The sequence below is a fragment of the Tenacibaculum xiamenense genome (assembly GCF_964513065.1).
GTDB classification, from domain to species: Bacteria; Bacteroidota; Bacteroidia; order Flavobacteriales; family Flavobacteriaceae; genus Polaribacter; species Polaribacter xiamenense.
The window spans coordinates 340,702-354,517 of sequence record NZ_CAZEQU010000042.1 but is presented as its reverse complement, the minus strand read 5'-3'; the positions used below and the strand labels follow the sequence as shown (position 1 = coordinate 354,517).

Sequence of the window (13,816 nt, the reverse complement as noted above, 5' to 3'; positions counted from 1 at the left end):
TTATAATTCTAAGTTAATTCCGAAAGAATAAATTCTTTGATTAAAAGATCTGTTATTTGTTGTTCCATCAATATTCTGTTCTGGATCAATACCTTTGTGAGTTTGGTAAGTAAACAAGTTATCTCCTTGAAAATAGAATCTTAATCTACCTAAACCAGCTTTCTCAACAACATCAGATGGTAACGTATAACCAAATGTTAATGCTTTTAATCTTACGAAATCATTCTTAAATAAGAAACGGTCAGACATTCCATTATAATCATTATTACTGTTTAATAATCTAGGTACATCCGTGATATCCCCAGGTTTTTGCCAACGTCTAGCAATATCAACTGAAGCAGCAGTTCCAAAACGAGAGAAACCATCCATTAAACCAGAATATGTCCAATCATATACGTAAGCTCCGAAACTAAAGTTTGTTAAAATATTTAAGTCAAAATTCTTGTACCTAAATGTGTTTGTTAAACCTCCAGTTACATCTGGTAATGACTCTTTACCTGTTCTATATCTAGTAGCTTCAGTGTAATTATTAGTAGTTACTCTTTTTCCTGTAAGTTCTCCATTAGTATCAACTTCATCCTTATACCATAATGCCTCTCCGTTATCTGGATTAACTCCTGCATATTCCTGTAAGAAGAATTCAAACAAAGAAGTTCCTACTTCCCATCTTTTTGTTCCTCTAATAAATGAATCTTGCGTAAGTTCTGAAATTTGGTTTTTTGCAAAAGATAAATTCAAGTTAGTAGTCCATTCAAAGTTTTCGTTCGAAATATTGGTAGAGTTTAAGTTAACCTCAACACCTGAATTTGATATAGCTCCTACATTTGTTCTAATTTCAGTATTTCCTGTAGATCCAGGAAGTGGTTTACCATAAATAAGATCAATAGATTCTCTATTATAATATTCAACACTACCGCTTAATCTATTGTTAAACAACCCGAAGTCTAACCCTACGTTAAGAGTAGAAGTTTTTTCCCAAGACAATGATGGATCAGCAACATTTCCTAATACAACACCAGGATTATCTAACTCATTATTTCCTGTATTGAATAACGATAAATAAGGGAAATATAAATCAGCTCCATTAGCAGCCTGAACTTTATTATTACCTAACTCTCCATAAGATCCTTTCAATTTCAAAAAGTTAAGAACAGAATTTCCTTGTAAAAAAGACTCTTTTGAAATAACCCAAGAACCACCAATTGCATAGAAATCACCAAATCTTTGATCTTCATGGAATCTAGTAGAACCATCACGTCTGTATGCCCCTTCAATAAAATAACGATTCAAATAACTGTATGAAGCTCGACCTAAATAACTTTCTATACGCTCTTCATTCACAAAACCTCTAACACTTTCTGGGGTAGTACTACCATTTAATACTTCAACATTTGGTAAAAATCCAATTCCTTGAGCACCTAAAGCGTCTAATTTAAATTTATACCCTTCTTGAATTAAAGTAGCATCAATTGTGTGGTCTCCAAAAGACTTATTAAAGTTTAGAGCGTTAGTTATATTTAAAGTAGTTCTAAGATCTCTGTTTTGTGTAACTCTTCCTCCAATGTTCGCAGCAACTCCAAATTCATTATGATTGTATCCAAAAGAATCGAACGTTGCTTTTTCATATCCTAAAGTCGATCTGAATGATAATTCAGGTGTTATTTTAAATTTAACATACCCATTAGCCTGAATGTTATCTCTTCTTCTGATCCTTTTGTAGTTAAATAAACTTCCATAGGCATTCTCTCCACCAAATTGAGGTCTAGTTGCATTCAAAACTTGACCTACAGCATTACCATAATCATATATTCTATTCCCAGAATTATCTAAAATAAACTCTCCATTTTCATCTCTTCTATATAGAGGATACACTGAAGAAACACCTGTTGTCCATTGAGTTGCCGAGTTATATGCCCCTCCTTCTTGAGTTGGTGCATTTTGGAAAGAAGTCGAATAAGAAGTGTTAAATCCTAATTCTAACCAATCTTTTACTTTTGTATTATAGTTTAACCTTGTAGTGATACGCTCAAATTTCGATGTTGCAATTGAACCCTCTTGATTAAGGTAATTTACCGAGAAAAAGTATGTTGAATTTTCTCCACCACCAGACGCAGTTAAACCATGCTCCTGTCTTAATGCTGCATTGTTGAACATTAATTTTCTCCAATCTGTATTCCATAATTTATTAGAGGTAACTAAGTTACCATTTACATCAACTGGATTATTAACAGAAGGTCCATAAGGGTTGTATCCAAACCCTGTAACTAAATTATTAGTTGCATTTTGAGCAGCTACTGCTTCAGTGTTTCCATTAACATAAACCCCAGTGTTTTTCATGGCCTCCCATGTATACCTGAATTGATCGTCAGTACTAATTAAATCATGAGGGTTTACCGCTAAATTGGCTACACCGAAAGTAGATCTTAAAGCAATTGAAGTAGGAGCATTCAATCTACCCTTCTTTGTTGTAATTAAAATAACTCCATTTGCACCTCTTGATCCATATAAAGCCGTCGAAGAAGCATCTTTTAGAACAGTCATAGATTCTATTTGATCGGCACTAATCGAGTTAAGGTTTCCATTAAAAGGAGTTCCATCTAAAACAATTAACGGAGAAGCATCTGCGTTTATTGACCCAACCCCTCTTACTCTAATTGTCGGATTATCTCCTGGTTGTCCTCCTGCGGCAACTATGTTTACACCAGCAACACTTCCTTGAAGTGCATTTGTTACAGAAACAACTTGTTGATTTTCTAATACTTCATCAGAAAGTACCGAAACAGATCCTACTACTGCTTCTTTCTTTTGAGTTCCATATGCTACAACAACTACTTCTTCTAATAAACTACTATCACTTTGTAAAAGAACATTTATCTGATTTGAAGATCCTACTACCCTTTCAACAGTTTTCATCCCTACAAAACTAAACACTAGGATATCTCCTGTTTTAGCTTTTAAAGAATAATTCCCATCAAAGTCAGTTTCAGTACCGAAAGTAGTACCTTTTTTCAAAACGGTTGCTCCAGGTAATGGTCCTGATTCGTCAGAAACGTTTCCTGAAACTGTCTTGTCTTGCGCAAAAGTTATCTGCACAATCAACGCCAAGAAAAGCGTTAAAATTCCATTAAACTTTGTTTTCATTGTAAATTATTGAATTATTATTAACAGCTATAAAACTATGGGTAGTAACCTTCTGTTAACATTCATTTGATGTAAATAACTTTAATTTTGATGTGAAAAAACGGAATTAGGATATAAAAAAATGACCGCAAGAATTTATAACTTATTAAAGAGATGTTAATTTTTTTTTAATATATCGCATTTCCTTCCTTTTACTGAGTTTTCTTCCTTAATTTTGCTTTAAATATTGAATTTTAGAAGATTTTCCCCGGATAAAATGATTTGTATAACCCCCATGTAAATTAACTTCTCAATTGCTATAACCACAAATTGAAAATTATACGTTTACAGAGATTTTAAGAGTTGTTGAACAATCCAACTTATGGATTTTCTATTTTCTCTTATTTAGAAGAAAATGAAATGAAAAAAATGAATATTTCCGCTTTCATAATAGATAGTGATGAAGTTGCTAAAGCAAAAGTAAAAGAATTAATACATCAACACAGTGTAATCGAAGTATTAGACGATTCGTCTAATGCGGAAGATGCTATTGAAAAAATAAATTTACTTAATCCAGACGTTGTTTTTTTAGATGTGGAAATTAACAAGGTTTCAGGTTTTGAAATCATTGAAAACATTTCTCTTTTAAAAAAGCCAATGTTTGTTTTTGTGACCAAGCACCATGAATATGCTATTAAAGCTTTTGATTATTTTGCTTTCGATTACATACTAAAGCCTTACAAAAAAGACCGTTTCTTTAATTCCTTAAACAAAATTATTGAATTTAAAAGAAAAGAAGAACTGGCAAATTTTCAGGATAATTTAGAAAACATCCTTGACCTTGTTAAAGAAAAGAATGTTGTTTCTCATTCATCAAATAACAGACGTATAAATATAAAAACAGGTAATAAGGTTATATTTCTTGACACCAACTCAATTAAGTATATTTCTGCTTCTGGATACTATTTAGAAATATTCACCATTGATAATAAAAAGTATTTGCTAAGGGAATCTCTTTCTAGCATTATAAATAGACTTAACTCTTCAAACTTTATACGAATTCATAGGTCTACAATAATTAACTCGAACTATGTTGATGAAGTTATTACATCTAATTACGGCGAAACTGACGTTAAAACAAACGACAATAAAATATTCAGAGTAAGTAAAGGTTATAAAAAAGAATTTCAAGAATTGATGGGCGTTAGATAAACAACAAACATATTTTGTAATTTTACTCAACATTTAATTTAAGTTACGTTGAAAACAATTACAGATCAAATTGGTCGGGAAGTTTCAATCTTAAAACCATTAAAAAGAATAGTTTCATTGGTTCCGAGCCAAACTGAATTGCTAGTTGATCTCGGTTTAGAAAACTATATAGTAGGGGTAACTAAATTTTGCGTACATCCAGTTCATATTAAAAGTGTTAAAGAAACTGTTGGTGGTACAAAAAACATCAAGATAGAAAAAATCAAGGAGTTAAAACCTGACATTATTCTTTGTAATAAAGAAGAAAACACAAAGGAAATTGTTGAAGCCTGTGAACGTATAGCCCCAACACATGTTTCAGATATATATACTCTGAAAGATGTAAAAGATTTGATAATTCAATACGGCGAATTATTCTCGTGTAGAACAGAAAGTAAAAGAATTATTGAAAAACTACAGTTTAAAACAAACAGTTTCAAAGAATTCATATCCAATCAACCCCAAAAAAAAGTTGCTTACTTTATATGGCGCAACCCATGGATGGTGGCTGGTAACAATAACTTTATAAATCACATTTTAGAGCTCAACAACTTTAAAAACATTTATGGCAACAAGCCTCGATACCCAGAAATCGAATTGAAAAAAATTCGACTTGAAGGTGACCCTGAACTTGTGCTATTATCTTCCGAGCCATATCCTTTTAAGGAAGAACATGCCTTCGAGATAGGAAGATTCACTCATCATGCAAAAACAGTTTTTGTTGACGGTGAAATGTTTTCTTGGTATGGTAGTAGACTTCTAAAAGCTTTTGATTATTTTAAACAATTACATCAAAGGATTTGAAAGTTCCTTATCTAGATACTTAATTCTATTTAACTTTTCCAATATCTTCATTGCTTTGAATGCCGATCTATCACTTTTGCATTCATCAATATATTTGTAATCATTCGCTCTTTCAACCAGTTTACCATATCTTTCCTCAAGATGCTTTCTATATCTGTGTATTTGATCTACTCGTAACATTAATTTTGATTTAAACGACCTTATAAAGATACGCAATATTTTGTTTTACAAGCAATTAGAAACTCTTGTTTTTTTTTCAAAAATCACAAAAAAACCTCATTTTTTCATGAGGTTTTAACTTTAAGTGGTATTTCTATTAAATTTTATCTTGCAAAGCAAATACTCTTTTCAAAAGTGTTGTATTTCTTAACCCTACTTTTTCACGTATCCCTTTTTCTTCTACGGCAATCATTGTATATACCCCATCTAGGGCCTGTTTTGTTACATAATCGGTTAAATCAGGATTAACCTTCTTTACAAACGGAATACTATTATACTTCGAGATCAAATCGCTCCAAATCTTATCAGCTCCAACTTTTGAAAAAGATCTTTTTATTACAGGTTGAAACTCTCCATAAAGTTTTTGATTTGTTTTTCCTTCTAAATAAACTGTGGCAGCATTTTGCTCTCCTAAAAGAATATTTTTCGCATCCGCAAAAGATATATCCTTAACAGCGCTTACAAAAATAGGTGTTGCTGTTTTTACCGCATCTTCAGCTGTTCTGTTAATCGCTTTTAATCCTTCATCGGCAAGTTTTCCAAGGCCAATTTTCCTTAAGCCTTTATCTACAACTCTTAGTTCTTCAGGTAATAGAATTTTAACCAGCTCATTCCCGTAAAAACCATCAACAGCGGTTAATTTACTTACTTGATGTTGTATTCCATTATCAAGAGCCTGGCGTAAACCTTGACCTATTTGCTCTTGTGTTAAAGACCCTTGAGTAGGTATTTGATTCACTACTTTCTGTAACTCACTACATCCCAGAAATTGAATCGCTACCAACAGAACTATAATTTTTTTCATATTATTCTTTATTATATTATTTATTAAAGTTAGAAACATTTTTTCCATATGGTCACTTTTATTTAAAACTATCTGTTCTTCTATCATAGCCATATGGGCAATGCTTACATCCGCTCTTACAACAATACCCTCTTCTTAAATGAAACTTCTCAGTAAAAACCTTATAACCTTGTTCATTTAAATAATAATCACCTTCTTCTAACTCTATCCGTTTATTATACATGCAACAAAAATACTATCAATATAATTAAAATATTAAGTTATCGATTATATTTTTACTAGTAAGAAATTCTTTTTAAACGTTTCATTACTTTTGTTCACTATGATTTTAACGACACAAATTGAAGACAAAACCGTTGTATGGTTAGGAGAGCAGAACCAATATATAATCGTTGAAAATATTGTTTCTAAAGTTTTGATAGAATTAGAAAAACAAACTGATATAGATTCTATTATCCAATTGATACAGAAGAACATTGACATTCCTCGCAATGAAGCTTCAATGTTTATAAAGGATGTCAGTCAATTATTAAAAAAAGAAGAAAAGCTTTTTTCTGAAAAAGAACTTCAGCAGACGCCTAATAAATTCAGCTTCGAAAAATATTATAAAATTAATGATCTGATTTTTTTTGTTGAATTTTTATCAGAATATGAACTGTCATTAATCCATCCCAAGTTTGCTCATTTAGAAGTTACTTCAGTAAAATCAATCGATTATAAATACACGGTCTTTTCTCATGAGAATATCATTAATTTCCTAATTAATAACGAACATATCGGTTCATGGGTAACTAAAGAAAGTCATTATTTTCAGGGAAAATTCTCAATGAAAATTATAGAACATACGCACAATCATGATGAAAGCGAATGGATGGGGATTTTTCATGCTTCTGCAGTTGCAAATGAAAATTCATGCATCTTATTTTTAGGAGATTCTGGAAACGGTAAAAGTACCTCTCTTGCTTTACTCCAAGCTAATGGTTTTTCTTGCTTGGCCGATGATTTCGTTCCAATACTATCCGAAACCAAAGAAGTACATAGTTTCTCTTCTGCAATATCAATAAAGAAAAATAGTTTACCAATTCTTCTTCCTATTTATCCTGAATTAGAACACCAAGCCGAATATCATTTTAAAAGACTAAACAAAGTTGTTCGTTATTTGCCTCCAAAAAATGACAACTTCAACGGAAGAGCTAAATGTAAAAAATTGGTTTTCATTAAATACGAACCAGAAAGCGATCTTAAACTTGACAAAATATCTAAATTGGAAGCTTTTGAACAATTAGTTCCTGACTCTTGGCTTTCGCCACTTCCAGAAAACGCCAAAAATTTCCTTGATTGGTTCAAAAAATTAAATTGTTATAGCTTAACTTATTCGAATAATGAAAAAATGATTGAGACCTCTAAAAAATTATTCACTGATGAATTATAAAGAGACTCTGTTTCTTGTTGGTAAATGCCTTACCATTAGTCATAATGAAAGAAACAAGGCGTTAATTAAAAAGGAACTAACCTCTGGAAATGTAGATTGGGACAATGTTGTAAAACTAAGTACCGCCCATTATGTTTTTCCTGCCTTATATTGCAATCTTAAGAGATGTGGTTTCTTAATTTTTTTACCAGAGGATTTAGTTTCTTACATGAAACACATCACAGACCTCAACAGAGAGAGAAATAAACAAATAATAGCGCAGGCTAAAGAAATTAATAAACTTCTTTTATCAAATAATATTACTCCTATATTTTTAAAAGGAACAGGAAACTTACTAGAAGGACTTTACGAAGACATAGCTGAAAGAATGGTCGGGGATATTGATTTTATAATTAACCCAAATGACTATGAAAATGTTGTTAAGTTGTTTGAAGAGAAAAATTATAAATTTGTTCAAGACTTAAAATATCAATTTGCATCTTTTAAACATTATCCTAGAATTCATCATAATGAGAAAATTGCCGCAGTTGAAATTCATAAAGAAATTACTATTGAGAAGTATGCTAAAGAATTCAATTTTAACAACGTTTCTAGGAACTCACAACTTATAAACGACGTAAAAGTTCTTGGATATAATGATCAATTATGCCTTTCAATAATTGCAAAACAAATTAATGACAATGGCTATCAATACAAAGATATATCCTTTAGAAACGCTTATGATGTATTTCTATTATCACAAAAGGTCTGCTCAAGAGAAAGTATTAAAAATTTTAATAAATTAAAGCAACCGTTAAATACATTTCTAGCTATTAGCCATACTTGTTTAGGTAATGTTTCTTCAATTACCTACCAGAATAACAAACAAACTGCCAAAGACTTAAAAAAATTCAACAAACTTGTTCTTGACAGGAAATTCAGGGATAGATATAGATCAAGAATCTCTAAAAGCATTTATTTTAAATCAAGATTAAATATAATCATTAAATCGATTTTAAATAAAGATTATCGATTTTGGTTAATTAAAAGACTTACTGACAGAGAGTTTAGGAGACAAATAAAAGAATCTAAACTAAAGCCTTAAGTTCATCAAAGTTTAAACCGCCATAATTTCCAGAACTCATCAATAAAAGTGCTCTACTATCTAATGATTGTTTAAATAAAAATTCTTTAAACTCTTCTGGCTCTGTAAAAACAGTTAAATTTTCTCTGTTAAAGGCGTTCGCTATTTGCTCTTTTGTCACTTCTTCTAGTCTTTTTATTTTCACCGCTTTTGGCGAGTAAAAAACAACAGCTTCATCTGCTTTATCCAAAGTTCCTTCATATTCTTTTAAAAATTCAGCATTTAAACTACTATATGTATGCAGTTCAAGACAAGCCAATAAAGATCTGTTCTTATATTGGTTTTTAACAGCGGCAGTAGTCGCTTCTACTTTACTTGGGCTATGTGCAAAATCTTTAAAAATAACAGTTTTGCTACTTTCAGCTATCTTCTCTAATCTCTTGTTTGCACCTTTAAAGCTTTCAATTGCTTCGTAAAAATCATCTTCATCAACTCCCATATGCTGACAAATCCATTTAGCCCCAGCCAAATTTTGTAAATTATGTTTACCAAATATCTCTAAAGGCAATGGTCCATCGGAGGTATCAATATAAGTTACCCCATCTTCTATGGAATATTCTGGTGTTTGGTACGGGTATTTTTTAATTGAATTTTCTGAAGTCTCTACTACTTTTTTAACCTCTTCATCTTCTTCATTATAAACCATCATACCTCCATTAATAAGGGAGTCTGTAAAAATTGAAAATTGCTCTACATAATTCTCATATGTTGGAAATACATTAATATGATCCCAAGCAATACCACTAATCAGTGCTATATTTGGCTTATACAAATGAAATTTTGGTCTTCTGTCAATAGGTGAACTCAAATATTCATCTCCCTCCAAAACAATAAAATCGTTATGTTCAGTTAAATGTACCATGGTTTCAAAGCCTTCTAATTGCGCCCCAACCATATAATCTACCTCTATATCATGATAATTCAATACATGTAAAATCATTGAAGTAATTGTAGTTTTTCCATGAGATCCACCAATAACAACTCTAGTTTTTAGTTTAGACTGTTCATACAAAAACTCTGGATAAGAATAAATTTTTAGTCCTAAATCTTTTGCTTTTAAAAGTTCTGGATTATCTTCTTTCGCATGCATTCCTAAAATTACAACATCTAAATCTGATGTAATTTTTTCTTCAAACCACCCAAACTCCTCAGGCAAGAGGTTGTACTTTTCTAATCGCGATTTTGAAGGGTCATGAATGGTATCATCACTCCCAGTTACTTTATATCCTTTTTTATGTAAAGCTATTGCCAAATTGTGCATAGCACTTCCTCCAATAGCTATAAAATGTACATTCATTTCGCCTAATTTTTGGTAAAGATACTGAAGAAAATGACTTTTGAGTTCTCGATTTTATTAGTATTTTTATGCGCGACTGCTACTTCATGAATATACACATCTCATAACCAGATTTTTACAAATGTTAAAAAATTGTATATTCGTTATTAATTCTATCTTAATTTTTAAGTTCTTTGCGGGATTATTAATTTAGGATTACTCATTTTTTAAGTTATTCAAAAACTATGGTATACTCAATTAAGAATAATACTCTTGTATTATTCATTTTATTAATTTTGGGTTTTTCCCCAACCATTGTTCAAGCGCAATGTACCGGTACGGATGGTTCAATCACTGTGTGTGATAAAGAAACCGACCCTAACAACCAGAATTTCAATCTTTTTAATCATTTAAATGGTTCACCTCAAACGGGAGGTACCTGGACAGCTCAAAATCCAGTTGTCAAAAACGCACTTTCCAGCGATACAGGTATTCTTAACCTTTGGGCTATTAATCAATTTGGTGTTTATGTTTTTACTTATTCACATCCAAATTGCCCCGAAACGGCAAATGTTACTGTATCATTAGGAGGGTATCCTGGTGAAGACAATATCGGAGGTGGAGCAAATGCTTGTAGTAGCAACTCAACGGTTGACCTATTTAATTTTCTTGACAATAATCTAACCAGTTTAACTGCGGATTTTAACGGTACTTGGAGTGCGGACGTTGGAACTCCTTCGGCTTTTCTTAATGAAAGCACTTTTAACGCAACCGCCGCGGGCCCTGGAACGTACACGTTTATTTATACGGTTGATGCCGTTGATACATGCCCTGCAAGATCGGCGAGGGTTACACTAGAAGTTCATAGAACCCCAGAACCTGGATTTGGACAAAACATTACCATTTGCTCATCTGAGGACTTATCGTCCTTTAACAATGTAAATTTATTTGATCATCTTGCTGGTGGAGATTCTAATGGAATTTGGACAGATATTAATCAAACAGGACAAATCACTACTGTTGATGATTCAGAAATAAACATTGAAGAGATTTTTACAACCTTTGGCCCGGGAGAATATCGTTTTGAGTACACCGTTTTTCCAACTCATGGTATTTGCTCGGAAGAAACAACCTCTGTTCTGGTTCAAATACCAGAAATAACCGCAGCATTCTCCGTAGCAAACCAATGTCTTGAAGACTCGCTTGTTTTTGAAATTCAACATCAACGTCCCAATGGAGTTTTTATGAGTTATGATCTGGAATACGAGATTTTAGACTCAAATAACCAAGTTGCATTTTCAGATACTATAGTTGGTATTCAAATTGCAGATTTTACCGACACAACCATTCCTCATGAAGTAACACTTCCTAATACTACACTAACCTCTGGCACCTATACTATAAGAACCAAAGAAATCACCAATATCCTTGGTGCTACTTGTGGCTCTTTTACCATTTCAGAAAACACTTTTGTCATCTTTGATGCGCAAATAAATATTCCTGATATCTGTTATGAAAGCAACATAATTGATGCAACCATCACAAATATGGTTGATACTAATGGAAATTTAGTAAATGGTGATCAACTGGTAAATTATACCATCACTGACATAGCTACTAGTGAAGAATCTGTTATTACGAATCAAAATGTAAGTTTTACAAATGGAGAGGGAACTTTAAGTCTTGATTTCACGAATTTCCATATCGGAAACACCCAATATTCAATAGTTTTTAACGATGCTACAGATAATAGCTTAGGCTGTATCAATGAAAACTTTACCATTAGAAGAAATCCACAAATTACAGGTACTTTCATAGTTGAAAACCAATGTGCAGAAAATTCCTTAGTCATTAATATCGAACATCAACGAGTTCATCCTCTACAGATGACTTACGATATTGAATACGAAATTCTGGATTCTTCTGACACCCCTGTTATTACACAAACAGAAACCAACATTAGCATCTCAGACAACTCCAATACTATTCAAAATCATCAATTTTCCCTTTCAACTACAAGCTTACCAAGTGGTGTTTATCGAATTCGAACAAAGGAAATAACCAATATGACGATTATTGAGTGTAATGATTTTACTGTTGCCGAGGATAGCTTTGTTATTTTCAATACTGAGATCAATATCCCTGATATTTGTTACGAAAACGACTCCGTTGATGCAACAATATCTGGCTTAATTGATACTACTGGAGCGCTTTCAAACGATACTTATTTACTTAATTATACCATAACGGATTTAACCACAAATCAGGTATCAACAGTAAACGATCAAAGTGTTAGCTTTACAAATGGAGAGGCTATATTAACTCTCGACATGTCTAGCTTCTCTGTAAATAACAATAACTATAATATAGCCTTTACGGCCACTCCTGAAGATGGCACAGGATGTATTAATCAAGATTTTGTTGTTAGAAGAAAACCCGATGATATTGTTTTAGGACTTGCTATTGATAATTCCTGTGATGCTTCGGATATTGAAGTAACTATTAATGCTCCTGTTTTAGCCAATGGAGAATATACAATTACTTACAGTGTTACAAACTTAACAACCAATCAGGTTTTAATAGGAAATACAATCAACTTTACAGGAGGTAATTCAAGTTTCAACTTAAATTTAGAAAACCTAGAAGATGATATTTACGAAGTGGTTCTTCAGAGTACTCAAAATGATACCACACCATGTCGAGAAGAAACTGAATTTGAGGTAAGAGAAACTTTCTCTATTGGAGGAATTCCAGAGAAACCAGTTTTAGATCCTAATCAATCTTTCTGCTTACCAGATTTCAATCCTGATTTACCAACTCTAAATGATATTCAAGTTACTCAGGGAACTAACTTAACATGGTATCAAACAGAGACTTCAGATACGCCGTTAAATAATGATACTGTTTTGGCGGATGGAACCACATATTATGTAAGCTCTACAAACCCAAATAATAACTGTGAGAGCTCTGAGCGTTCAGAGGTTACCGTAGCATTTGTTAATCCGCAAGATATTACTAGCAATAATACAACACCAACCTTTTGTTCTATTGACACTCCAACTCTTACTGATTTCGACGCAACTGCTAATTCGGGAACTGTAATTTGGTACGATAGCGCAACGGGAGGAAATCAGTTAAATGATTCTACCCAATTAGTTAGCGGTACTTCTTATTTCGCCGTTGAAAGTATTAATGGATGTGAAGGATTAAATCGACTGGAATTTATTCCAACAATTATTGCTCCTCCTATTCCACAGTTAAACGGATCTACTCTTTTATGTGCTCTAGACAATACTACTTTATTTATGTTTGAAGAATCACTTTCAGACACAGGAACCTTTGAACTGATGTGGTACGACGCGCAACAAGGAGGAAACGAAATAGACAATTCAGCAGTTATTGAAGAAAACATCACTTATTATGTCGCTAGTTTCGACGAAACTTCAGGATGCGAAAGTGAAAGACTTCCACTAACCTTTTCACTCAATAATTGTTCACCAGAAGATTATGATTTCTTTGTACCTGATGGTTTTTCGCCCAATGGTGATGGTGTAAACGATAACTTCTTTATTCCTCATATCGATTATTTCTATCCAGACTATACGTTAGAAATTTACAATAGATATGGACAAGTATTATTCCAAGGAAATCAAAATTCTCCAAATTGGGATGGTAAAAATTCCTCTTCAGGAAATGAAGTTACCAGTGGTGTGTATTTCTACATACTTCAGTACAATAAAGATGATAAGCCAGCAAAACAAGGAAGAATTTATTTAAGTAAATAAT

General features: G+C 32.3%; 10 protein-coding genes. 5 read left to right on the top strand and 5 right to left on the bottom strand.

Annotated features, from left to right (window positions below; all coding sequences use genetic code 11):
• Entirely contained in the window at positions 1–3,141 is a 3,141-nt protein-coding gene (locus tag ACKTTV_RS21090) for a SusC/RagA family TonB-linked outer membrane protein (protein WP_408032865.1), read from the bottom strand.
• A gap of 399 nt (positions 3,142–3,540) precedes the next feature.
• On the opposite strand from ACKTTV_RS21090, the gene ACKTTV_RS21085 reads away from it, so the two are divergent.
• Together ACKTTV_RS21085 and ACKTTV_RS21080 are read left to right on the top strand one after the other, a co-directional pair.
• Positions 3,541–4,332 (top strand): LytR/AlgR family response regulator transcription factor, encoded by a 792-nt coding sequence (locus tag ACKTTV_RS21085; RefSeq protein WP_408032864.1) that lies wholly within the window; start codon positions 3,541–3,543, stop codon positions 4,330–4,332.
• A 48-nt stretch (positions 4,333–4,380) separates the two neighbouring features.
• Entirely contained in the window at positions 4,381–5,175 is a 795-nt protein-coding gene (locus ACKTTV_RS21080; RefSeq protein ID WP_408032863.1) for an ABC transporter substrate-binding protein, read from the top strand.
• Here the strand turns inward: ACKTTV_RS21080 and ACKTTV_RS21075 are convergent.
• The 3 genes from ACKTTV_RS21075 to ACKTTV_RS21065 all read right to left on the bottom strand — a co-directional run bounded on the left by ACKTTV_RS21075 (position 5,158) and on the right by ACKTTV_RS21065 (position 6,422).
• The gene (locus tag ACKTTV_RS21075) at positions 5,158–5,355 is read right to left on the bottom strand and encodes a Lacal_2735 family protein (RefSeq protein ID WP_408032862.1); all 198 of its coding nucleotides are present in this window, start codon (positions 5,353–5,355) and stop codon (positions 5,158–5,160) included. The genes ACKTTV_RS21080 and ACKTTV_RS21075 overlap by 18 nt on opposite strands.
• A 136-nt stretch (positions 5,356–5,491) precedes the next feature.
• Positions 5,492–6,199: a DUF4197 domain-containing protein gene (locus ACKTTV_RS21070; protein ID WP_408032861.1), complete on the bottom strand. Its 708-nt coding sequence runs from the start codon at positions 6,197–6,199 to the stop codon at positions 5,492–5,494.
• Positions 6,200–6,257: 58 nt separating this feature from the next.
• Positions 6,258–6,422: a DUF5522 domain-containing protein gene (locus tag ACKTTV_RS21065; protein ID WP_408032860.1), complete on the bottom strand. Its 165-nt coding sequence runs from the start codon at positions 6,420–6,422 to the stop codon at positions 6,258–6,260.
• Between the two features lie 99 nt (positions 6,423–6,521).
• On the opposite strand from ACKTTV_RS21065, the gene ACKTTV_RS21060 reads away from it, so the two are divergent.
• Both ACKTTV_RS21060 and ACKTTV_RS21055 read left to right on the top strand, forming a co-directional pair.
• Entirely contained in the window at positions 6,522–7,631 is a 1,110-nt protein-coding gene (locus ACKTTV_RS21060) for a hypothetical protein (RefSeq protein WP_408032859.1), read from the top strand.
• Entirely contained in the window at positions 7,621–8,715 is a 1,095-nt protein-coding gene (locus tag ACKTTV_RS21055) for a nucleotidyltransferase domain-containing protein (protein WP_408032858.1), read from the top strand. Before ACKTTV_RS21060 ends, ACKTTV_RS21055 begins: the two co-directional genes overlap by 11 nt.
• On the opposite strand, the gene ACKTTV_RS21050 is transcribed toward ACKTTV_RS21055, so the two are convergent.
• Positions 8,699–10,051 (bottom strand): UDP-N-acetylmuramate--L-alanine ligase, encoded by a 1,353-nt coding sequence (locus tag ACKTTV_RS21050; RefSeq protein WP_408032857.1) that lies wholly within the window; start codon positions 10,049–10,051, stop codon positions 8,699–8,701. The two genes, ACKTTV_RS21055 and ACKTTV_RS21050, sit on opposite strands and share 17 nt — an antisense overlap.
• 224 nt (positions 10,052–10,275) lie before the next feature.
• Here ACKTTV_RS21050 and ACKTTV_RS21045 point away from each other — a divergent pair, with 224 nt between their 5' ends.
• A complete protein-coding gene (locus tag ACKTTV_RS21045; protein WP_408032856.1) occupies positions 10,276–13,815 on the top strand; it encodes a gliding motility-associated C-terminal domain-containing protein in 3,540 nt (1,179 codons plus the stop codon).
• Position 13,816: the final 1 nt, after the last annotated feature.

Coding starts and splice junctions, on each gene's coding strand:
- ACKTTV_RS21090 (WP_408032865.1), bottom strand. CDS start 3,141: ATGAAAACAAAGTTTAATGGAATTTTAACGCTTTTCTTGGCGTTGATT.
- ACKTTV_RS21085 (WP_408032864.1), top strand. CDS start 3,541: ATGAAAAAAATGAATATTTCCGCTTTCATAATAGATAGTGATGAAGTT.
- ACKTTV_RS21075 (WP_408032862.1), bottom strand. CDS start 5,355: ATGTTACGAGTAGATCAAATACACAGATATAGAAAGCATCTTGAGGAA.
- ACKTTV_RS21070 (WP_408032861.1), bottom strand. CDS start 6,199: ATGAAAAAAATTATAGTTCTGTTGGTAGCGATTCAATTTCTGGGATGT.
- ACKTTV_RS21065 (WP_408032860.1), bottom strand. CDS start 6,422: ATGTATAATAAACGGATAGAGTTAGAAGAAGGTGATTATTATTTAAAT.
- ACKTTV_RS21060 (WP_408032859.1), top strand. CDS start 6,522: ATGATTTTAACGACACAAATTGAAGACAAAACCGTTGTATGGTTAGGA.
- ACKTTV_RS21055 (WP_408032858.1), top strand. CDS start 7,621: ATGAATTATAAAGAGACTCTGTTTCTTGTTGGTAAATGCCTTACCATT.
- ACKTTV_RS21050 (WP_408032857.1), bottom strand. CDS start 10,051: ATGAATGTACATTTTATAGCTATTGGAGGAAGTGCTATGCACAATTTG.
- ACKTTV_RS21045 (WP_408032856.1), top strand. CDS start 10,276: ATGGTATACTCAATTAAGAATAATACTCTTGTATTATTCATTTTATTA.